Genomic DNA, 22,108 nt, shown 5'->3' with positions numbered 1-22,108 from the left:
CACAAGCCGCAGTTGTTCAATCAGAGAACTACCCATAATTTTCCTCCCCTCAACACTTGCAATTTTACCTGTTTTAGGGAATGAATCAGCCCTGCAATTTATCGGGGGATTTAGGGGGATCTGTTTTATACAAAGATGTGTGTACACCGTAGCCTAAAAAAGGGGGGAACCGGAATCAAAGTCCCCAATTTATCGGGGAATCTAGGGGGATCTAAAACGTTTTTTTACCGACTAAAGAACTTTTAAAACATCCTCTAAATAAACTAATAAATAAAATTAGAATTATAAACAAATTTCTCGGTATGTCTGTCTTGTTATTAGATATAGCTTTCATCTTCTTCATCTCCAAGATTTTTACGGAGATTTTTGGTAAAAACTATAGCACTAAGTGAAAACGGTAGAAGACGCCCAAATAACTAATATGCTGCGATCGCTTAACCCAATTGCGGCCAATGTGCCGGTGCTTCGATATAATCAGGTAGGCGAGTGGTGCGATCGCCAAGTGCCTCTCTAATCTGCTCTAACTCTAAGTTTTTTGCTCCTGTCAAAATAGTCCCTTCCAGTTTGACATCATTGAGGTTAGCTTGTGAAAAGTTAGCTCCCATGAGGTTTGCCTGAGTCAGGTTAGCTTGATAAAAGGTTGCCCTATAAAGGTTTGCTCCAATCAGATTAGCCTGATATAGGTCAGCTTCCGTTAAGCTAGCTTCTGAGAGATTGGCAAAATAGACTTCTGTTTGGTGGAGTTTGGCTGCATTCAAATTAGCCTCAGAAAGGTTAGCTCCATTTAAGTTCGCTCCACAGAGATTAGCACCAATTAAACCCGTTTGGTGCAGGTTGGCTTTACCCAATTTTGCTCCTTGCAAGTTAGCTAAAAACAACTTTGCTCCAGAGAGGTTAGCCATTTTTAAGGTCGCTTGTTGCAAGTTAGCTTTATAAAGGTTCGCCCCTTGTAAATTAGCTGCACGCAGACTTGCACCAGAGAGGTTGGCAGAACGCAGGTTTGCTCCAGAGAGGTTAGTACGATTCAGGTTAGCCCAACAAAGCTTGGCTCCACATAAACTAGCTTTTAGTAATTTGGTTTCATAAAGAATCGACCTAATAAGTTTAGCGCCACTAAGGTCACATCCACTCAGGTCAGCCCCACGTAGGTCAGCCCCACTCAAGTCAGCCCCACGCAGGTCTGCTTGTTGCAGGTTAGTTTTTAGTAGGTCTGCTTGTCTAATATCGGTGTTACGTAAATCAAGTTTTTGATCTTTTGGGTCTTCGAGTAAATTACGCCTACCAATAACAGTCAGGGCTGCTTGAATATCGGTGCGTATTTTGGGGAATTCTTCATGGAGATTTTGCTCCAACTGCGGTGTCGGACGCGACCCACCTCGACGCCGACTTGAGTAAATTGCTCCTTGATATTCCGGCTGTTGTTGCTCGCCTTTTACGTGCTGAATGGGTGCATTCTCTCGCACAAAGGCAGTGAGGATTTCCATAATTGTCCAGTGTTCTTGAGGAAAATCCTGAGCAACCCTTTCTAAAGCATAAATTGCGCCTGTCCGGGTTTCAACCTTTTCATGGCCTAGCTGGGCAATTGCGCCCATAAAGCGCTCTGCAATCAATCTGTCTTGATTGAGTTTGGCATTTTGCAAGCCAATTTCTAAGTTTTTCTCAGATGCGATCGCACTCTTCTGCATCGCTTGGGCACGTCTTGCTGCATAATAAGTATTAAACATTGCTGCCGATGCCAGAAAAACTATTGCAGTAGTTGTTAAAGCTTGGTTTCTATACTGGATTTTTTCTTTAATTGACAATTCTTTAATATTGGACAAGACAAAGAAAATTACAGTCAACGAGCAGCCAAATATAGCTGTTAAAGTTATCAACCAATTCAAAAGAGCGTCTGTCTTTTTAGAAGACATGGTAAAAATTTTCCTTACAACCTAGAATTATTACTTAGATGTTGAGGAAAAATAGTATAGCATTTAGCAGAAAATTATAATAGGTGTCCAAACACTCATTGAACTAAGCAATGATATCGAATATACTTTTACATCACGACACCAAGAAACGCTTGCGGTAAAAGAATTACGAATTACGCTGAGAATAGGGAGTAGGGAGTAGGAGTAGAGAAAAAATTTTCATCAAGCGGATATGATATTACTCAGAAAATTTGGTTTCTCTGAGGTTTGCCCCATCAAGTATGGTATCATTAATAATTACTCCATACAAGCTAGCTAGATATAAACTAGCACGATGCAGGTTAGCTCCAGAAAGGTTAGCTTTCTCTAGATTAGCTGCACTGAGGATTGCTCCTTCTAAGTTCGCTAGATACAAATTAGCTCCTTCTAAATTAGCTGCACTAAGTATTGCCCCCGCTAGATTAGCTTCTCTAAGATTAGCCCCAGCGAAATTAGCTTGATAGAGATTTGTCTGTTGTAGATTCGCCCCTTTCAAGTTTGCTCCTCTCATATCCGTGAAGCTCAAATCAAGTTGCTCATTTACTGGGTCTTTGTTTGCATCTCTTCTGGCAATAACAGTCAGCGCGGCTTGAATATCTACACGAATTTTTGTTGACAGGTTACTTGTTACTTCCTCTTGGGGCATATAAGGAGCATTCTTTCGTACAAAAGTAGTAAGAATATCTACGATCGTCCAGTGATACTGTGGATAAGTATAGGCAATTTGTTCTAAATCATTAATTACAGCTAAACTGATTTCTATATTGTTATTTCCTAGCTGTTCGCTTGCTCTTATTAAGCGTCGTTTTAGCGACTGATGCTGATTTTGTTTAACTTGTTCCTGGAAAACTGGTATCCGCAGGAATATTTTTGATAGCTGGATGGTAGTTTTTATTAAAATATTTTTCATGGCATTAATAATTGATTTAAATAAATTTAAATACGTACTTGTTATTGAATATTTTATTAGTATCTGCTATTGTTTCATCCATAGCCAATACTGGAATATTCTAATGTAACTAACAAAATGTAAATATAAATTTTGAGTAAGTAAACATAAGCATACATACTCTTGCCATTCCCAATCATTGTTTGTGTTCACTAGTCTTTAGTCTTCACTGACAATTAACTCTCATCATGATATTTTTGATTTACTTATAATCATTGATGAACTAAAGATGACTATTAAAACTCAGCAAAATATACAACCAATAGTTAAAAATCTGGTGTTAATTGGTGGCGGTCACAGCCATGCTATTCTTATAAAGATGTTCGGTATCAAACCGTTAACAGGAGTACGTTTGATACTGATTACCACAGCATCAGAGACAGCCTACTCTGGGATGTTACCAGGACATATTGCCGGATTTTACAGCCACAATGAATGCCATATTGACTTACGACCCTTGGCGAACTTTGCTCAAGTACAATTGTATATTGACACGGTAGTTGCCCTTGACTTAAAAAACAACAAAGTTCTTTGTGCTAACGGACTTGCGGTAGATTTTGATGTGCTGTCTATTGATATTGGCAGCACTCCAGCCATACTGTCTGTATCAGGTGCGTCAGAATATGCGATCGCAGCTAAACCAGTATCGCAGCTATTAGAGCATTGGCATCAACTAATTGAAGCTGTAGGTAACAACCCTCAAGAACCAATTAGGATTGCGATCGTAGGCGGTGGCGCGGGCGGTGTAGAATTAGCGCTATCGATGCAATCTCGTTTACATCGGATTTTGGATGAAACTCAACAACCTATTCAAAACCTAGAAATTCATTTATTCCAACGCGGACAAGAACTGATGCCCAATTATCATCAATCAGTGCGGCATCAACTTCAGCAAATTTTAACTGATCGAGGTATTAAGCTACATCTGGGAGAATCTGTGTGTAAAATTGCACCTAAAACCCAGAATGAAGCTAAAAAAGTATTTGAAATTAAATGTGAATCTGGTTTGACAGTAGAGTGCAACAAAATTTTTTGGGTAACACAAGCATCAGCACCCGAATGGTTAAAAAACGCTGGACTAGGAACTGATGAGCCAGGTTTTATTCTAGTAGAAGATACGTTGCAATCTCAAACGCATCCGCAGGTATTTGCATCTGGTGACATTGCCACAATGGTAAATCATCCACGTCCGAAAGCTGGGGTATTTGCTGTTAGGCAAGGTAAACCCTTGTTTGAGAATTTACAGCGAATTTTATTAGGCAAGCCGCTCAAACCTTATAAACCACAGAAACAATATTTGAGTTTAATTGGTACGGGAGATGGACGAGCTATTGCAACAAAAGGCATCTTCACTTTACCACCCGACAAACTCTTCTGGCATTACAAAGATTGGATTGACCGCCGCTTTATGAAACGGTTTTGCTTTGAATAATATCATATGTGGATAATTTAGTTGCGATTCCCAGAGTCATTGCACCGCACTCTTTAATCCCCTCCCCGCTTGCGGCTACAGTGTACACACAAGTCTTTGAGAGTTGCCTCACAGCGTTTAGATCCCCCCTAACCCCCCTTAAAAAAGGGGGAACCGGAGTCAAAGTCCCCCTTTTTAAGGGGGATTTAGGGGGATCTTCAAGGATTTTCGTTTTATACAAAGATGTGTGTACACCGTAGCCGCAAGCGGGGAGGGGAGACAAAGCACAGCTTTGGCGGGGTGGGGTTCTTCAAAGCTGTTCAATTAGCTCAATAATTTGTTGGTAATACTGGATATTCCCTTCTTGGTAATACAAGTCTGCGGATTTCTGAAAATCGGTAATTGCTCGTTGAGAGTCTCCTAGATTTCTGTAGACATCAGCTCGAAGGATGTAAGCAGAAGCCCAATTAGGCTGACGCTGTAAGGCTTGGTTTAAGTCTGCAAGTGCTCCTTGTAAGTCTCCCAACAGAGAACGACTACGCCCCCGATTGTACCAGTCTTCGGCAAAGCTGGGGTCGATCGCGATCGCTCGACTGTAATCTTCTATTGCACCTTGATAATCTTCTAGGGCATAGCGAGCATTGGCGCGATCGCTGTAAAATGCAGCAGATTGAGGATTAATTTGCAATGCTTGGGTGTAATCTGCGATCGCACTTTCATATTCTTCTAAAGCATAGTGGGTAGAACCTCGATTGTAATATGCTTCAATTAAATCAGGATTAATTTTTAATGCTTGATTATAATCTGTAAGCGCTCCCTGTTCATCTCCTAAAAGACGACGCGCATTTCCCCGATTGCAATAAGCTTGAGAAAAATCAGGAACAAGCTCTATGGCTTGAGTATTATCATCAATTGCCCCTTGTAAATCTTGCAGAGCTTCACGGGCAATACTCCGACCATAATAAGCTGCGGCTAAGTTATCATTAATTTGCAATGCTCGATCGTAATCTTTAATTGCACCTTTATGATCTCCTACAGAACGACGAGCCGCCGCGCGATCGCAATATCCTTCTGCTAAATTAGGATTGAGTTGTAAAAGGCGATTGCTATCTTCAATTGCACCTTGATAATCTCCCAATCGGCGAAGAGCATTAGCCCGAAACCCGTATACTAAAGCTAGAGTCGGATTTTCTTGTAACGCTTGGTCATAATCTGCGATCGCACCCTGATAGTCTTCAAGAGTACTACGAACCAGACCACGCTCACAATAGGCTTGTACATCATCAGGATTCAGCTTTAATGCTTCGTTAAAGTCTTTAATTGCTTCATGATAGTTTTTGAGGTGAGCAAGGACAAGACCCCGATTATAGTACGCTCCGGCAAAGCTGGGGTTGATTTTTAAGGCGTGGTTGTAATCTCTGATCGCACTTTGATAATCTGCTAAAGCGTAGTGAGCATTACCTCGGTTATGATAAGCCTCTGCCAAGTTAGGATCTAATTGTAATGCTTGGTTATGGTCAGCGATCGCTTCCTGATAATTACCTAAAATATGGTGAATATTGCCGCGATTGCTGTAAGCTGCGGCAAAATGGGGATGCCATTGTAAAGCTTGCTGAAAATCTGCGATCGCTCCTTGATGATCGCTCTTCTCAAAACGAGTTACGCCCCGATTATGATAAGCATTGGCAATATCAATATTGATGTTATCAGCTAATTGGGTACTCATTTCGATTGTTTGGATATAATCTGCGATCGCTTTGTCATAGTTTTCCGAAGCAAAGTACGCATTTCCTCGGCTGTGGTAAAATTGCGCTAAATTAGGATCTATTTGTAAAGCTTGGTTATGGTCTGCGATCGCTCCTTCATAATCGGCTAAAAAGTAACGAGCATTAGCCCGGTTGTAATAGGCTGTGGCAAAATTGGGATTGATTTCGATGGCGCGATTGAAGTTAGCGATCGCACTGCGATAATCTTTGAGTTGACCAGTTAAAATCAGTCCGCGATTATGGTAAGCTTCGGCATAGTCAGGGTTTAGCTTGATTGCTTGGGTGTAAGCTGCGATCGCTGCTTGATACTCTTTTTGCAAATTTTGGTTTAATCCTTGGTTAAAAAAATCTTCAGCATTCATATAATTTTTTTGCCTTTTGACATTCTCTAGCCTAAAGCATCGGGATTGTTAACGATATATTTTGAAAATTATTCCAATTAGGCAAAGAGTAATGCCCAAAACCCAGTTGTAGAGACGCGATTTATCGCGTCTTGAAAGACCAATCATCTACACTACACTGTGCAGTTATCACAAATCATTCAGGATTGCTATATAGTTGATAACGGAAGAGTAGGCATAGACACCATCTGGTTCGCTTTTTCAGACTTCGTTTGCATAATTTCAAACTTCCAGTCTGAAGAATAATCAGGCAACTCATAACCAACACTCTTAACATGAGCCAACATCACCTCATCTCGCTGATGCCAAACAGCAAATATTTTCTCCCTACCATCATATAGAGTTTCTAAATCAATTTGATAAACCTGATTCACTCGTTTTAGCTTCAAACCAAATAAATTTAGCAATCGACCAAGTATTTTTATTGCCGAAACCTGCTCTTTCTCTCCAACTAAGTTAATACCAAGCGCTCGTTTAATATGTTTACTATGCTGGAAAGCAATATTTTTCAGCAAGATCAAATCTGTGTCGTTCTCATTAAATTCGCGTTTTTCTTCAAGAAACTGAAGCATCCCTAAAGCTCTCATAGCTTCAACCTTGAGCGTATAAGTTTTTAAATCTGGGAGAAAAACTTTCCCTTCGCCCCAAGATAATTGCTGATGCCATTCTTGCTCATCTCTAACGTGAAAATACTCGCTTTCGTGAGTTAAATAGTAGTGAATTAACAGTTGACGATAATATCCTTGTTCATCCTGTAATTTTAGCCAAGGAGTAATTTCTACACCATATCTTTGTCTAAGAACATATTTATTAATTTGGTTGCGTTCTCTATCTGTTATGGAATGCTTAACTAATAACTGCTCATACTCCACATAATCGATATCTTTGGAATTGGCTACAGCAGATGCTACCGATAGTTGATTTTGCTGCTTAATATCTTTAATTTTACGTTTAATTTCTTTAGCTTTTTGACGACTTTGTGCCCAATCTTTTTGAACTTTAACAATTTCTAAAATTAACCTTTTGCGGGTAGTTAAATCATCGGCATCAGTTGCCAAAAATGCCAGACGTAAATCTCGAATAATATTATTGTGAACCGCATTACTCCGTACCTGAATTTGATGCCCATCAGCAATCAAACCATCTTGCATCGATTGTCGGTAAAGGCGAATAGAAGCATTCACCCTTGCAGATAATTTTGCCCAAGTTCGCAAATGAATTGGGTCATAAACTAAGGGTAAATCCACATCTATTTTATGTAAGGGACTCAGCAAAGCTAAATTTTCTTTTTGATTTTTCTGATACCAATCAGATAACAAGCGATAATTTGTACTCCCACTACCAATTAAACCAATACCTCGTTTCGCGCACCAGACAACACGCGGTACATCATCCCTGACTCTTGCTAACGCTTGTCTTGCTTCCGAGTCAGGAATTACCCCTTGAAAAATGCCATAAACCCGATCGAAATGTTGGACATCAATACTAATTCCTGTACCAAGACTAGGGGTAACAAAAACGCCGTCATATTCAGATATTTTTTGATTAATCGCTGCAATAAAATCAACTGCTGCGTGACCAGGTGTATTTGTAGTATGACTACTAACTACCAGAGTTTTAGGAAATTGTCGTCGTAATTTTTGTAGCCGTTCTTTCAGATAACGTTCAATTGTTTCACAACTATAACGCCCAGCCCGACTATCGGTAGTAACATAACATTTACGTCCCGCAAGCAAATCCAATTCCAGTTGGTGAATTAGCGGTGTTGGATTCGGTGAATCATAAAAAGTTACGTCCCAACCATGCTGAGGTTTCCACTGGTTAAGAACTACCCAAGGTGTTAATTTAATTCCTGCCAATCCCTGTAAATATTCAAGTGAAACATCTGATAAATCAGCATCTTGAGCAATTACTAACCCCCCACTTGTTAAAACTGTTGCAATGAGTTGCTGGAATAACTTTAATATTTTTACCCGCTTGTGCTTACAAGTATTACTATTTAACAGATGCCATAAAGATTGCTCCACTTCATCTAAAATTACTATTGCTCCCCGCCAATTTTCTGGGTTAAGTTTCCAAATTGAATCAACACACAAGCCGAGGGATTGCTGAGGAAAGAGAGAGCGCAGTATGGGAGGAGCGGGGGTAAGTGTTTTATTAATCCTTTTCTCCCCATCTTCTTTATGTGTTCCCCATTGAATACCAATTTTTTCACACAAGAATCGTCCAAGTAGAATTCTGTGAGTAATTAACAAAACTGGTTGATTTCGACTTTTTGCTTGTTGAACAACGCCTTGCAATGCCGTAGTTTTTCCCGTTCCTTTCGCTGATTTGACTCCTACTAATCCAGAGTTGGGAAAAGGTATTTCACCTATATAAGGACGGTTAAAGGTGAGTGCAGCAGGAATACTTAACTCGGTGTGGGGTTTAGTTTGAGCAAGATAAATTTCTAAATCAACACTTTGGCGATAAACTTTATCGAAACTACTTGCACCTTTAGCAACAATAAACTCATCAACCCCTTTTTCTATTCCTGGAAGTTCGATGACTTTCACAGGACAATTTTTTTGCTGAAATAAACAGCCAAGTTGAGAAATAGCATTATTTACAGCAGCAATTGTCTTGGGTTGAGTTTCAAAATCAAAGCAAATGTAAAAGCTGCGCTTTGTAATCGCAAACGCTGCTAAATCGGGAATTAGCTGACGACGGGTAACTTTGCCAAATTCATCTTTCACAACCCGATAACCACTGGTAATTCCGGGAATGGCAATGGCTACATATCCTTGCGTCAACAACGTAGCTGCTTTCTTTACACCCTCGCAGATGATGAGGGGAATGTTCTGTTGCATCACCCATTGCCAAAAGCCTCCAGCTTCGCCATCAGGAGTAACGGTGATATTTTCAGGCATGACCAGATTGTAACGCCCAGCGACTTGCTGCCACACTTGCAACGTTACCCGCAAACAAAACACTCGCGTTGGTGTACTGGGGGGATGCTCGTACTTGATGGACTTGCCATTGTGGTTTTGTCGGGGTTGGTTTGGCTTAAAGCATCCCCATTCCATCATTTGCCAATTATTCAGAGGGTCTAGTCCCGAACACCACCAACCACCTTCTGTGATGTGAGCGTAACGCTGCAACCAACTACTTTTCACCATTCCGGTATTGGTGCGGGGGAGTAGCTCAGAAATCAACAGGTACTCATAAGCTGTTACACCTTGAAGCGACCTAAAATTGAGATGCACTAAGTGTAAGTCTATACCACTACTCTTGACTAATTCTTCAAGGTGTTGGGGGTGTAAATAGTGCAGAGGCATAGGGAAAGGCGCGAAGGGAAGACAATGAGATTAAAACAGTAACACGCATCTGCTTTTTTTTAATACGCGAGATTGCGAGGCTTTTATGATGCTTTTTTTACTTCGTTGCCGGAGACACATCGGTTAAAGCTGTAGTAGGTTATTCTGCCTATTAGATCCCCGAAGTAATAATTTTGTATTGTGATATTTGTTAGCTTTTAATTTTTATTTATCAGTAAATTTCTGCGTTAAGGAATGCGATCGCTACATAACATCGCTATAAGGTAATATCTTCATATACTCCAGCAAAGGCTTTACACTGGGCATCCACTCTGTAGTACTCCTGTAACCTATATGAATGAATAAAGACAAAAACGCTCACTGCTCCAAAGGTTTGAGATAGCCTTGAGTGTTAATTTTTGTTTGCGATCCCAGCTAATACAGATAACTTGACGTAAAACTTTTACCCCAGTAGCACGGTAACTTCTCAAGCTAATTGGAGGTAAAATAAACAACAACTTTTAAAATAAGTTCAATCTGCTTTATAAACCCTTTGCTTTTAGTTGCGAATGTAGGAAATATGGCTTTGTACTTTTTAATTTTTCCGTGTGTTTGTTTCATCACTGGCTATTTTTTATTCAAAAATAGCCAGTGATGAAATCTCACATTTAGTGACTGTATTTGCAGCTATCAGCCTAATTTTGGGTTTAATGTTAGCTCCTTGGCAGATTTTACTTCTACTATTAATTCTTATACTTATCAGTACAAGCTACGAGTATTATACAAGCAAAGTAGTTAACAGAGAAACACAATATACACAACAACCAGTTCCCAAATCGGAACCAGATTATCACTTAATCTACCGTGGGGCTTGCTATCGTCACGATCTCAATAGCAAATTAGATGAGGAAACCACACCATCAGTAACCCATAAGTTGAGCTTTCGCGGATGTACTTATTTTGTTGGCGTCGATCCTAATACCCAATCGGCTGGAATCATTACACCACAAGCAACTCATAAGTTGAGCTTTCGGGGAAGCACCTATTCTATAAATAGAACTACACACAGAGATATTAAAGAGCAAGGCAGTTAGAAACTTGGTACAAGTCTCTGAAAGTTTACATTTTATTGGCTCATACCTTCCAAATCCAAGAGGCGATGTCTACAATAGACTATGAGGTACTAGTGCTATTTATGCCAAATTCTGCTGTAGCACCTGCAATTTAATGTAATTATAGACTTGATGCCCAGCAATATGCGATACCAGTGGAGAGCCTGGCAGCGATCGCACATCCTCGACTATTGCCTACTGAACTCAATGCTGCTTGATTATGCGATCGCTATAAATCATAACCATTTTAAGAAATACCTAATATATCTACTTTGAGAAATGGTATTAATATATGGCTTTGTCAAGATTCCTAAACGGACAAATAATGTTAAAAAAGAAGAACATATTCTGGAAAATACTGTTGACAAAGTTTATTTTTTATATGAGTAGAGTGGAACTTCCTTGCTAAAAGAGATATCTAGTTAGTTTGATTCTTAACTATTCACTCCTTGGGGAGGCGGTTAGTTTCCAGAAATAGACAACATATTTTTAACCTGTAAAATTATGTGGAAATCAAAGTTAATATTTAGATTTATACTGTCGGCTGCGGCGATCGCCACTAGCGTACAGCTAAATTCAGCGAGTGACTATGCTATTGCTGAAAGTGCATCTTCCAATCCACCTGTTGAATCTGGGCAACAAAATCAAGCTTTAGAAGATGGCAAGGTTGCGATGGCAGGAGTTGGCATAGGAGCGATCGCAGGCTTACTCATTTCTGGTTTATGGTATCAGAAACGTCGTTACCACAAAATCCAGTCACGTGCCAAAATAAACCGCTTTCGTGAAGAGTTTCTCTGCGGCTCTTTAGCAGATTATTACTTATCTAATTCTAAAGCAAATTCTTCACCTACAAATTCTCGGAAAACTTTACCAACACCCACAAAAGAAGAATCTCCTACTTCTGAGGAAACTTTCGTAACGCCAACTAAAGAAGAAATATCCGATCCCTCTACTTCTGAAGCAAATAATCTAGCAGCAGAACCTACGCCAGCCGTACTATCTGATTTCTTATCTGACTGCTACCACAAGTTAATCGAGGAAATTGTTAATATCGCCCTCAAAGGTCAAATCAGTTCTAAAGACTATATATATCGTCAATTAGTAGAAAATGTGAGCAGTGATAATGGTGAAATCTTTGAACGCTGTTTGAGCGATCGCTTGCATTCTACCCAATCTGAACTACATAAAGTAATAAATTCTCCGACTTTATTCCAAAAAGAGACTCCTGAGTTAAAGAAAGTCCGTTTAAATTGCACCTTGAAGACATTACAAAGTATTCAAGGAGAATGGGAAAAAATCCGTAAGTTGAAATAATGCTTTAAAGTGAGGAGCATTTTTGACTCCTCACTTTAAAGCAATATAAACTAAATCCCTAACCTACGCGCCTACAGCTTCCTTCGCAGCATATAACACCTCAGCGTTGATTTGCTTGAAACCGCGATCGCAGGCAAATTTCTTGATGCTTCAATAGATTTATATTCTGTTAACTGAAGTTATTACTGAATCCTTACGTAAAACCTATAATTCACATTTTACAAATAGTTGCGATTATTTCCAACCTAGACAAAGACTTTCTTGTACTTGCTATATCTGCATATAATGGGATTATTGAACATACGTAACTGGTGAATGAAATGGCTAAAACATTAACAATACAATTGTCAGATGACTTAGAAAGTAAATTAACTGCTCAGGCGCAAAAGCTGAATCTATCTTTAGAAGATTTAATTCTGCAATTGTTATCTCAATCAGATAAACAGGAAAATATCTCCGAATTTGACCCAATTTCACCTTTACTAGGTACATTGAAATTTGATAATTTTAATGTAGCAGAAAACCACGATAAATATCTCCAGCAAACTTTGCAGCAGTATTTGAAAATTGGCTAATAAAGTCTTAGTAGATATATCGGGATAGACTAATTTATTTATTCCAGTGTTAACCGAAGATTTTCTGAGGTAATTCGTCGCTCTAAAACATACGATCTAAGTGTGAGTTTAGAGGGTGTTGCAATGCAAGGCAGAATTGATGGAATTAGTTCTAATTATCTGAGTGGCGGTTATGGTGATGATTTATCAGAGCTTATAGATAATTCATATTATGATCCCTCACCTTCTGATGGACTTGATTTTATAGATGAAGATGAATGTGATGAATCAATAAATGTAGTTAATAAAAAAGAGGTTGATAAATTTTCACAACAAGAGAGTCCGTGTCAGCAAAATACTGCTATTAAAACATTTGTTAATTACTTTAACTTAGGTGTTGACCGTCGTCAACGAGGAGATATGCAAGGAGCAATTACCGCTTGGAATGAAGCATTAAGTCTTAATCCTAATAATGCCCATACTTATTACTATAGAGGAATAACTAAAGCTGAAATAGGCAATTATGATGGTGCCGTTGAAGACTTAAAACAGGCTATCTATATAACTCCTAAGTATTTAAATGCTAAACGCCAGCTAGAAAAAATCCGTCAAGATTTATTAGGAAGCGATAGTACAGTATTACAACTGAAATCCAATAACCCTACTCAGCATTATCAGCGTGGAAAAATTCGTTTACACTTTGGAGAGTATCAAGAAGCAATTAATGAATTTAATCAAGCATTACAAATTAATCCTAACTTAGTCGCAGCATACTACAGTCGAGGAAAGAGTTACTATAAATTAAAAAAAAAGGAAGAAGCTATTAAAGATTTTCAAACATCTGCAAAACTTTTTTGTGAAAATAACCAACCTGACAAACTGGCTAAATGGACTCCATTTGAGTTAGGTGAATCAAATCGAGAAGAAGCAATTTCCTATCTTATTCCATATCTTTCTAAAAAAAGCTCCTATGACGAGAAAAGATTAGCTGCTTCAGCTATACACAAACTTGCCAAGAGTTACAAAAATATATGCGCTTTAGTTATTCGTCTTTTATTAGATAATCTAACTTACCCTGCACCACAGGTTAGGCAATACGCTTTAAAGGCTCTTTCTCTAATCAACCTGCCTAAATATTCATTTCCAATAATTCAAGAAATTGCTAATAGCGATCCAAAAAGTTATAACAGAAATTTAGCAAAAGCTATATTAGAAAATATTAACTCTGTTCATAATCGAGAATTTAAAAATTTTGATAAATCTAAACCTGATAATCAGTATTTCTCAGAAATAAACTTTTTTAATACTGAGGAAAATGATAATTCTTATAACCAAGGCTATTTTCCTGAAGAAGCTTATGATACATCTATGGATTACGGCTATGTGGATGATCTCAACAATCCAGAGGATTATCTTTATAATTATTGATAATAATAAGGGCGTTCAGTATAAGTAATAAGAAAAGGCATAGAGTAAAATATGCCCTTTCTTATTAAGAATCCCTAACCTGCTAAACTAAGCCCCGACCGCTTCCTTGGCGGCGTACAATACCTCAGCGTTGATTTCTTTGAAACCGCGATCGCGGGCAAATTTCTCAGTATTACGCTTCACTTTGCCGCGAACAAATCCAGGAATCTTATTCAATTCTGCTTGACCATCTTTTGTCCAATTCAAATCAGAATCAGCAGAAATTCCTCTAGTAATAACTTCTTTGGTATCATGACCACCGAAGATTTCTAATAGGTGATCTTCCATTCCCAAAGTGAAGGAATTGTAGATCAAATCTGTAATCTGATTTGTACCTTCGTAACCCATAAATGGTTTGTAACCAATGGGGAAGTTTTGGACGTGAATTGGTGCTGCAATTACGCCGCAAGGAATATCTAAACGCTTACCAACGTGGCGTTCCATTTGCGTACCGAAAATGGCAGAGGGTTCGACACGAGCGATCGCATCCCCAATTTCACCATGATCTTCGGAAATTAGGACTTCATCGCAATACTCGCTTACCTGTTCGCGGAACCAATCTGCATCATATTTACAGTAGGTTCCAGCCCAAACAACGTGAATCCCCATTTCTCGTGCCAAAATCTTGGTAATGGCGGCAGCGTGGGTGTTGTCACCAAAAACCACAGCTTTTTTACCAGTCAAGTTTTGACAGTCAATCGAACGGGAGAACCAAGCAGCCTGAGATACATGGAGGGTTTGCTCATTGATGAAGTTTTCGTAGTCAACTTCTGCACCTTGAGCGTTAATAACCTGCTGAATCTTACGAATACAACGGGCAGTTTCCACTACACCCATTGGAGTAATGTCTATATAAGGTGTGCCAAATTGTTCTTCCAGGTAACGGGCTGTGGTCAAACCGAGTTCGCGGTAAGGCACTAGGTTAAACCAGGCTTGGGACATCTTTTTCAAGTCATTTACCGAAGCACCTTCAGGAATTAAGGTATTTACCTCAATTCCCAAGTCAGCCATCAGCCGTTTAAGTTCGGTGCAATCGTGATTGTTGTGGAAACCAAGGGTGGTAGTACCGATAATGTTAACTGAGGGCTTTGCTGTTTTGCCCTCAGCCAATTCGCCCCGCTTCCGCGCTTTTTCAATGTAGTATTGGACAATTTGATCCAAAGTGCGATCGGCGGCTTGCAGTTCGTTGTAGCGGTAGTGGTTCACATCCGCCAGCATTACGTCTCCTTTTGCTTCCAACTGCGCCCGTTCGACAAAGTTGTGCAAATCCTCTTGCAAAATGCTAGAGGTGCAGGTGGGAGTTAACACAATCAAATCTGGGTGTTCCTCGGCATCCTTGCGGACGATGTTATCTACTACCTTCTCTTGGGAGCCGCGTGCCAAAACGTTGCGATCGACGACACTGGTTGTCACCGGAGTAAAATCCCTCTCCCGCGATAGCATGGAGCGCATGACGTTAAAGTAGTCATCGCCAATGGGAGCGTGCATAATCGCATGAACATTTTTAAAAGAACTAGCGATTCGCAGAGTGCCGATGTGGGCTGGTCCAGCATACATCCAGTAAGCCAATTTCATGTTTGTGTCTCCCTTTTAAACTCAAATAACTAAGTAACTGGGCGTAAAAAATATAAGATAGAGCTTACCACCAACCCCTTCGGTGCGTAGTTTACCCCCGTAGGCATCGCCCAGTGTGTCGTTGCTAGAGAAGGGGAGAGGTTTGGAGAGAGGTATTATCTTTAATTCAGCCCATTTACTCATAAGTGCTTGATTATTAAATCGTTTCTGATTTTCTCAAACCTGCTGGCTGAAAAAAAATAAGGTTTGTTGCGGGTTTTAGGGGAGGCGATATGCCTGAAACCTTTTTACTGCTTGGGATACAGCTATCAATTTCGACAACATTGCTGGTGATTTTGTAAAAAAATCTTAATGTTCAAACAGAATTCAGGAGTCAGGAGTCAGAATTCAGAATGAATCCTGTACTCTCCCCGCTATCAGTGGCGAGTCTGAATCCCCACAAAGAGTGATTCTGATTCCTGTTAGCGGATAGCTAAGGTTTAGCCCATTCTGACTTCTGAATTCTTCTTCAATAATCTCTCATTCCCTAGTCGGTTGCGTTTTTACCTAATTCGCTAAGATGTACACAAGCTCATTTTCACAAAAATTATGGTGAAAACACCCTCCCAGCCTTGGACAATTCCTCCTTTGGAAAATGGCGACAAACTCACCCGCTACGAATTTGAGCGTCGCTATAATGCCACCCCTAACCTGAAAAAAGCTGAGTTAACCGAAGGAATTGTCTATATTATGCCTGCTGCTCTACGTTTCCGAAGTCACGGTCAACCGCATGGTTGGATTTTGACATGGCTTGGTACTTACGAAGCTGCAACTCCTGGTATAGCATTGGGAGTTGAACCTACCGTCCGCTTGGACTTAGATAACGAACCTCAACCCGATGCTGTTCTGTTGATTGAACCGGAAGCAGGTGGTCAAACACGGCTGAGTGAAGATGATTATATTGAAGGTGCGCCAGAGTTAGTTGTGGAAATTGCTGCTAGTAGTGCGGCTATCGATCTTCATGGCAAAAAACAGGCTTATCGTCGCAACAGTGTCAAAGAATATATTGTTTGGCAAGTTTTAGACCAAAAATTGACTTGGTTTTCTCTGGAACAGGGTGAATATCTGGAATTAGTACCTGACAATGAAGGCATTTTCCGAAGTCGGGTATTTGCAGGGTTGTGGTTAGCGGCGACGGAGTTATTAGCAGGTAATATGCAGGGTGTGTTGAAGGTTTTACAAGCAGGTTTGCAGTCTGCTGAACATGGGGATTTTATCCAGAAATTGGGTAGTGATTAACCCTTTCTAAATAGAGAAAATATCTTAACTAATTATGTTTGCAGACCAAATTTTTCTACTTTAGTATGTATAGTTAATTCAGCAGATATTTTAGGATTTTTGGCAGACGTCATAATAATTCATGGCTTTCGTTGTTATATCTACACTACGGCGGAAATAAACCAACTATTTCAAATCAACGAAACCCTTATACTGTATTCATTTTGGTTTTTCAGTACTTGTTATGTCAAATTAATAAATAAAATGCCAACTTAGTAAGCATCTGATGCTTTATGACTCTAATCTCTGAAAGTAAGTTTAAATCTTTATCAAAGTTGTCTGTTAAAAGTTGCAGCTTTTATTTGAACGTAGAAAAGTTCACAAAATTGATTTGAATTTACAGAATATTTCTTTATAAGACTCTACCATATAGCACTACTAAAGTAATAGCACTTGTTCATCTATTCAAACTCTTTACCGACACTATTTTATCAGCTTCATCTACTGTTATTTGCGCCAGCCCAAACTGTTCAATAACTGCTGCATTTGTCGTCAAATGCCTACTCACCTCAGCCACTCGATACTGACTTTCTTGTGAAGCTAAAGCGGCTGGCAATAATAACTGATCTGCTAAATGTTCATCCACTGGTGCGCCTGTGTAATGAAACTCAAGCAGTTGCTGACAAGCAATCTCTGCAACTGTTTCCGCCGACAACCGCAAACGCCCAAATCCACCAAATCCAGTTAAGCTGTTTTCATACTCAGCAGTGAGGAAAATACCCGCCCCAGGTGCCACACCTTTTTCTCGCAAGGTCTGTACAGTAACTTTTAAATGGGCTGATCGTAACAAATTCTCCGCACGATTTGCCATCCGTTGCGGAATATGGGAAGGCAATTCCGTCACCACTGCTAATCCCCGCACCTGTTGTAAGTCGCCCCGTTCCAACAAGTCGATCCCACCGAGTTTACCACCACCATCTACCTGTAACTCTACCTCTCCCCCACCTTGTGGATACCACCCCCAAGCGCCTAACTTGACTTGGGCTTCTACACCCATGCGTTGTAGTATGGGCAGATAAACTTGCTCAATGTACGTCGCTGTCGGGCTAAAGTTCACATGAGTTCCACCCTTTAGTGTCACCAGGGAATTGCCAGATGCTAATGCCAAAGGTAAGAGAATTGTCTGCAAAACTAGAGCGATCGCACCCGCAGAACCACCTTGTTGTGCTTTACTAACATCAAAGGTATAAACTCCCGCTTGCACAGCACTACCTGGGATGAATTCCAGCAGCATTGAACCCAAAGCATCACCCCGTAGTTGGGCATTACAAATTCTCGCCGCCGCCCGAACTGCTGTTAAGTGTTGTGCTGCTAATCCTGGCTTTTTGCGTCCAGCGCGAATGCCTGTAATTCGTATAGGTTCGCCGGTGATGGCGGCTAGACTTAAGGAAGTGCGAAGAACTTGTCCGCCTCCCTCTCCGTAGGAACCGTCAATTTCAATCATGGGCGATTATTGGAATGTTGGATTTTGGGTTATCCCCACGGCTGTTAAAATCAAACCACAAATTATAAACGCCCAGCAACTAGCTTTTTGAAGGTAGGTTACACAAATATACAGAGAAATTTCTGATATGTGTTTCTGTAGTTTGCTAATTTTGAATTTGGAATTGAAGAACCTTGCTTTTACCGGGGTTCATCAACCCATAAGGATCGACTATTTCTTTAAATTTTAACTGCTCAGGATTGATAACATTTCTGCCGTCGTCTTCAATAATATATGTATGAGGATTGGCAATACTCACACCCTGTTCTTCGTGATAGCGGATAATTTCATTGAGGCGTTCTTCTGTGGTGTAGCGCACAAGTTGCAATGCACCAGGAACTACGACACCATTCACCCGAAAAAATTCTAAATGCATCATTACCTCATCGCCGAAGTAATGATACATTTGCTCTACTAGTTGCAAACTGCAATCATTAGGAAAGAGACTTTGTAAGTATGTAATGCCAGTATCTACACTCCGGGCAAGTAAGGTAGTGTGGTTCCAGCTAAATTCTGCTAAATGTGTACCTTTGGCTGCTTCCTCGGCTGTTTTTTTATATGTAATCTGACCGTCGTATTGCTGCACCAAAGCCGGTAAGAATTCCAAACTCGGTTCAGAAATTATCAAGAATACTGAGTGAGTTCCTTCAGGAATATACTCTTGTACTGCGTGAAAATATTGAGAAATTGGGGATGCAAAGACAGAAATCAACTTCTTAATCATGCCATCAGCATTGCCAATTGCCTGACCAAACCTTGCTGCTGTCATAAAGTCGTCAAAGGTAACAATGACTTCTGCCCAAGGATAAGCTGGCCCTAAAGGAATTTCGACTTCAGTGATGATGCCATTAATTCCCCAAGCATGATTTACCTTTTGGACATCATCGCCGCGTAATGCGATCGCACGGGGTTCATCTTCTACAGTTATCACTCGCAATGCTAAGATATTACCGCGATCGCCTAGTAATCCATATTGGATCGAGCCAATACCGCCACTTCCCCCAGCAATAAATCCGCCAATTGTCGCTGTGCGATACGTAGAAGGTGCCATACGGATTTCCCAGCCGATTTCTCGTGTTTTTTTATCCAAAGCTGCCAACTTCACCCCAGCTTCTACCCGCGCCACTCCCGGTTTTACCCAAAGAATCTCTTGCAACCGCGTCATATCTAAAATTACGCCACCGTGCAACGGTACACATTGCCCATAATTCCCAGTTCCTGCACCTCGCACAGTTACAGGTATACGATGTTTTGCACAGGCAGCTGCAACTTTTAAAACCTCTGCTTCACTAGCGGGACGCACTACGATATCCCCAACTTTTCCCTCTAGTTTCGACACTAACACGGGGCTAAAAGTGTGATAATCCTGGGATAATCTTGCGACTTGGGTAGAGTCGGTAATAGTTTCTATGCCTTCTAGAGAATTAATTAGAGCATCTAATTTTGTCGTCATAATATATCCTTTTTTTTAACGCAAAGGAACGCAAAGGTTTACGCAAAGGAACGCAGAGGAGTTAATTCTCTGCGAACCTTTGCGCTTCCCTCTGCGCCCCTCTGCGTTTTAAAATTTTAACTCTCATTGTTTCATAGAATCTTTTATGCCACTTGTATCAATTATGTATGAAGATGCGCCAAAATATAAGCTGGTGAATCTCCGCATCTCCCAAAGTTCTGAGCGCTATCTTGCAACGCATCCTGTGGGAAGCCGCAGAATCTCTTAAGATTATGTGAGACTAAAACTAAAAACTAAAAGTACTACGCAGAATGCCGATAGTAACTGAGTCACTATCTGGTGTGTTACCAGGCTGGATAAGATGAATTATCCCTGGTGTAATACTGATATTATCTGTTAGCTGAAAACGATAAAATGCCTCAATTTGAGTGGTCGTACCTGGTTGTCCACCTGCACGTCCTAAACCTGTATTGATAAAATCAGGGACATTATTTCCTATAGGTAAGTCACTACTAGTGATTTTAGGAGGTTGACCGACATAAATTCCTCCTAGATTTCCTTTAGCAAATAAATCAGGGAAATTTAGAAACACCATATAATTTGTCGTTTCTACACTTCCTGATTGCCCAGGAATATAAGATTTAGTATAACCACCCCACGCACCTGCACTAATACGGGGAGAAATTTGCCAAGTGAGAGTTGCACCCACAGCGTTAGTTTGTAGCGGTGCTGATTTTCCGGTAGTCGTATTAACTGTAGTTAAGCATTCATCACCAACAAAGGTTAGCAAACAACCATCTGAAGCGTAATTATTAACGTAATACAAACTTAAATCTAGAGTATCGGTTGGTGTCAGTAGTAATTGCACGCCTGTAGTAGTGGTTCCATCAAATAAACCGCTACTTTTACCAGGATTTCCTGGTTGATAACTAGTATAAATTGCTTGTAAACTAGCGCGTTTAGCAAATTGCCAATCAATAGCTATACCGCCATGACCATATCCCATATTTAAAATTGGGTTTCTTTGGGCAAAATAAGATAATGGCCCTGTTGCAGCACTTTCTACCCGATTGGGGCCTCGGAAAGCAGATGGCATACTTACGCCTTCTGTTCCTACCATTACTGCTAATTTATCTGTCACCAGCCAATGAAAATTTAGGTCACTTATAATCAAGGTATCTGTAGGAAATTCGTAGCCAAGTAAAACATCATTTCGAGAAACACTATTAGTAAATCTAGGTGAAGTTGTTCCGTTCCCATCTAAAAGACCTGTAAACAAGTAACTACTGGGAGTGATTTGACTAGTTAAATACAGCTGTGCCAGAGACATAAGATTAATATTTGTCCCGGCATCATCTGTATCTTTTTGTCCATCTCTAGGATTAACATCACCACGATTGTTAGTTCGTCCTTGAATGCCAACTATCAGTAGTCCACTGAGTTTAGTTGTTGTTGAGAATTGGTTGGCTTCAATTTCAGCAGTTTTGGCTTCTAAATTATCGACACGACCCCGCAAAGTTGCTAATTCAGGAGCAAATTCTGACTGTAATTTTTGTAATATTGCTAAATCTTCGCGAGTGACTAAATCACTGGTGGCTGTAGCGATTAATTCGTTGACTCTATCTAAACAAGCGTTTACACCCGCAGCAAATTCATACCGAGTTAAGGCGCGATTACCGCGATAGTTGCTATCTGGATAGCCGGCTATACAACCATAACGTTCTACCAAAGACTGCAAGGCTTGGAATGCCCAATCGTTGGGTTGTACATCCTTGAGTTGAGATACCGATGTAACTTGGTTCATCGGTTCTTCTGGGGAGAGGGAGGAAGATAAGGGCATAATATTATCGCCCTTAATTCCTATCTCCTGAGTAGTTTCTGTATTGATGTACTCTTGTGCTAATGCTTTTTGTGCAACTCCATTTATTCCCGCAATTAGTAACCATGCGAGCATCCAGGTTTTGCGATGACTGCGGCTAATAAATCTACCTTTCAATTTTTTACACTCTGCTCACATACTTAAGTGAAGAGTGTATTCCCGATTGTCTAGGGTTCACATGG

At 40.2% G+C, this 22,108-nt stretch carries 15 protein-coding genes; 7 read left to right on the top strand and 8 right to left on the bottom strand.

Annotated elements, in window-relative coordinates; translation table 11 throughout:
- Positions 1 to 434: 434 nt before the first annotated feature.
- Together V7K44_RS17410 and V7K44_RS17405 are read right to left on the bottom strand one after the other, a co-directional pair.
- Positions 435 to 1,910, bottom strand: coding sequence for a pentapeptide repeat-containing protein (locus V7K44_RS17410; RefSeq protein ID WP_334933184.1), 1,476 nt, complete (start codon positions 1,908 to 1,910; stop codon positions 435 to 437).
- Positions 1,911 to 2,148: 238 nt separating this feature from the next.
- Positions 2,149 to 2,859, bottom strand: coding sequence for a pentapeptide repeat-containing protein (locus tag V7K44_RS17405; RefSeq protein WP_334933183.1), 711 nt, complete (start codon positions 2,857 to 2,859; stop codon positions 2,149 to 2,151).
- 268 nt (positions 2,860 to 3,127) lie between these two features.
- Here V7K44_RS17405 and V7K44_RS17400 point away from each other — a divergent pair, with 268 nt between their 5' ends.
- Positions 3,128 to 4,330 carry an FAD-dependent oxidoreductase gene (locus tag V7K44_RS17400; protein WP_334933182.1) on the top strand — a complete coding sequence of 401 codons (1,203 nt, stop codon included), beginning with the start codon at positions 3,128 to 3,130 and terminating at the stop codon, positions 4,328 to 4,330.
- Between the two features lie 289 nt (positions 4,331 to 4,619).
- On the opposite strand, the gene V7K44_RS17395 is transcribed toward V7K44_RS17400, so the two are convergent.
- Both V7K44_RS17395 and V7K44_RS17390 read right to left on the bottom strand, forming a co-directional pair.
- The gene (locus V7K44_RS17395; protein ID WP_334933181.1) at positions 4,620 to 6,437 is read right to left on the bottom strand and encodes a tetratricopeptide repeat protein; all 1,818 of its coding nucleotides are present in this window, start codon (positions 6,435 to 6,437) and stop codon (positions 4,620 to 4,622) included.
- A 188-nt stretch (positions 6,438 to 6,625) separates the two neighbouring features.
- Complete coding sequence (locus V7K44_RS17390; RefSeq protein WP_334933180.1) at positions 6,626 to 9,793, bottom strand: plasmid replication protein, CyRepA1 family; 3,168 nt, start codon at positions 9,791 to 9,793, stop codon at positions 6,626 to 6,628.
- 650 nt (positions 9,794 to 10,443) lie between these two features.
- On the opposite strand from V7K44_RS17390, the gene V7K44_RS17385 reads away from it, so the two are divergent.
- The 4 genes from V7K44_RS17385 to V7K44_RS17370 all read left to right on the top strand — a co-directional run bounded on the left by V7K44_RS17385 (position 10,444) and on the right by V7K44_RS17370 (position 14,180).
- Positions 10,444 to 10,866, top strand: coding sequence for a hypothetical protein (locus V7K44_RS17385; RefSeq protein ID WP_334933179.1), 423 nt, complete (start codon positions 10,444 to 10,446; stop codon positions 10,864 to 10,866).
- 522 nt (positions 10,867 to 11,388) lie between these two features.
- Positions 11,389 to 12,198 carry a hypothetical protein gene (locus tag V7K44_RS17380; RefSeq protein ID WP_334933178.1) on the top strand — a complete coding sequence of 270 codons (810 nt, stop codon included), beginning with the start codon at positions 11,389 to 11,391 and terminating at the stop codon, positions 12,196 to 12,198.
- 320 nt (positions 12,199 to 12,518) lie between these two features.
- Entirely contained in the window at positions 12,519 to 12,773 is a 255-nt protein-coding gene (locus tag V7K44_RS17375; RefSeq protein WP_334933177.1) for a hypothetical protein, read from the top strand.
- Between the two features lie 102 nt (positions 12,774 to 12,875).
- The gene (locus V7K44_RS17370) at positions 12,876 to 14,180 is read left to right on the top strand and encodes a tetratricopeptide repeat protein (RefSeq protein WP_334933176.1); all 1,305 of its coding nucleotides are present in this window, start codon (positions 12,876 to 12,878) and stop codon (positions 14,178 to 14,180) included.
- A gap of 87 nt (positions 14,181 to 14,267) precedes the next feature.
- Here the strand turns inward: V7K44_RS17370 and bchB are convergent, their stop codons facing one another.
- A complete protein-coding gene (bchB, locus tag V7K44_RS17365) occupies positions 14,268 to 15,794 on the bottom strand; it encodes a ferredoxin:protochlorophyllide reductase (ATP-dependent) subunit B (RefSeq protein ID WP_179073504.1) in 1,527 nt (508 codons plus the stop codon).
- A gap of 588 nt (positions 15,795 to 16,382) precedes the next feature.
- Here bchB and V7K44_RS17360 point away from each other — a divergent pair.
- A complete protein-coding gene (locus tag V7K44_RS17360; RefSeq protein WP_334933175.1) occupies positions 16,383 to 17,072 on the top strand; it encodes a Uma2 family endonuclease in 690 nt (229 codons plus the stop codon).
- Positions 17,073 to 17,508: 436 nt separating this feature from the next.
- Here the strand turns inward: V7K44_RS17360 and rtcA are convergent, their stop codons facing one another.
- The gene (gene rtcA, locus V7K44_RS17355; RefSeq protein WP_334933174.1) at positions 17,509 to 18,555 is read right to left on the bottom strand and encodes an RNA 3'-terminal phosphate cyclase; all 1,047 of its coding nucleotides are present in this window, start codon (positions 18,553 to 18,555) and stop codon (positions 17,509 to 17,511) included.
- A 145-nt stretch (positions 18,556 to 18,700) separates the two neighbouring features.
- Complete coding sequence (locus V7K44_RS17350; RefSeq protein ID WP_334933173.1) at positions 18,701 to 20,047, bottom strand: FAD-binding oxidoreductase; 1,347 nt, start codon at positions 20,045 to 20,047, stop codon at positions 18,701 to 18,703.
- A gap of 145 nt (positions 20,048 to 20,192) precedes the next feature.
- On the opposite strand from V7K44_RS17350, the gene V7K44_RS17345 reads away from it, so the two are divergent.
- Positions 20,193 to 20,315: a hypothetical protein gene (locus V7K44_RS17345; protein ID WP_334933172.1), complete on the top strand. Its 123-nt coding sequence runs from the start codon at positions 20,193 to 20,195 to the stop codon at positions 20,313 to 20,315.
- 18 nt (positions 20,316 to 20,333) lie between these two features.
- Here the strand turns inward: V7K44_RS17345 and V7K44_RS17340 are convergent, their stop codons facing one another.
- Positions 20,334 to 22,001, bottom strand: coding sequence for an iron uptake porin (locus V7K44_RS17340; protein WP_334933185.1), 1,668 nt, complete (start codon positions 21,999 to 22,001; stop codon positions 20,334 to 20,336).
- Positions 22,002 to 22,108 lie beyond the last annotated feature (107 nt).

Source organism: Nostoc sp. (genome assembly GCF_036917235.1).
Lineage (GTDB): Bacteria > Cyanobacteriota > Cyanobacteriia > Cyanobacteriales > Nostocaceae > Nostoc.
The sequence above is the reverse complement of the archived record's forward strand: the minus strand, read 5'-3'. Positions and strand labels throughout refer to the sequence as shown.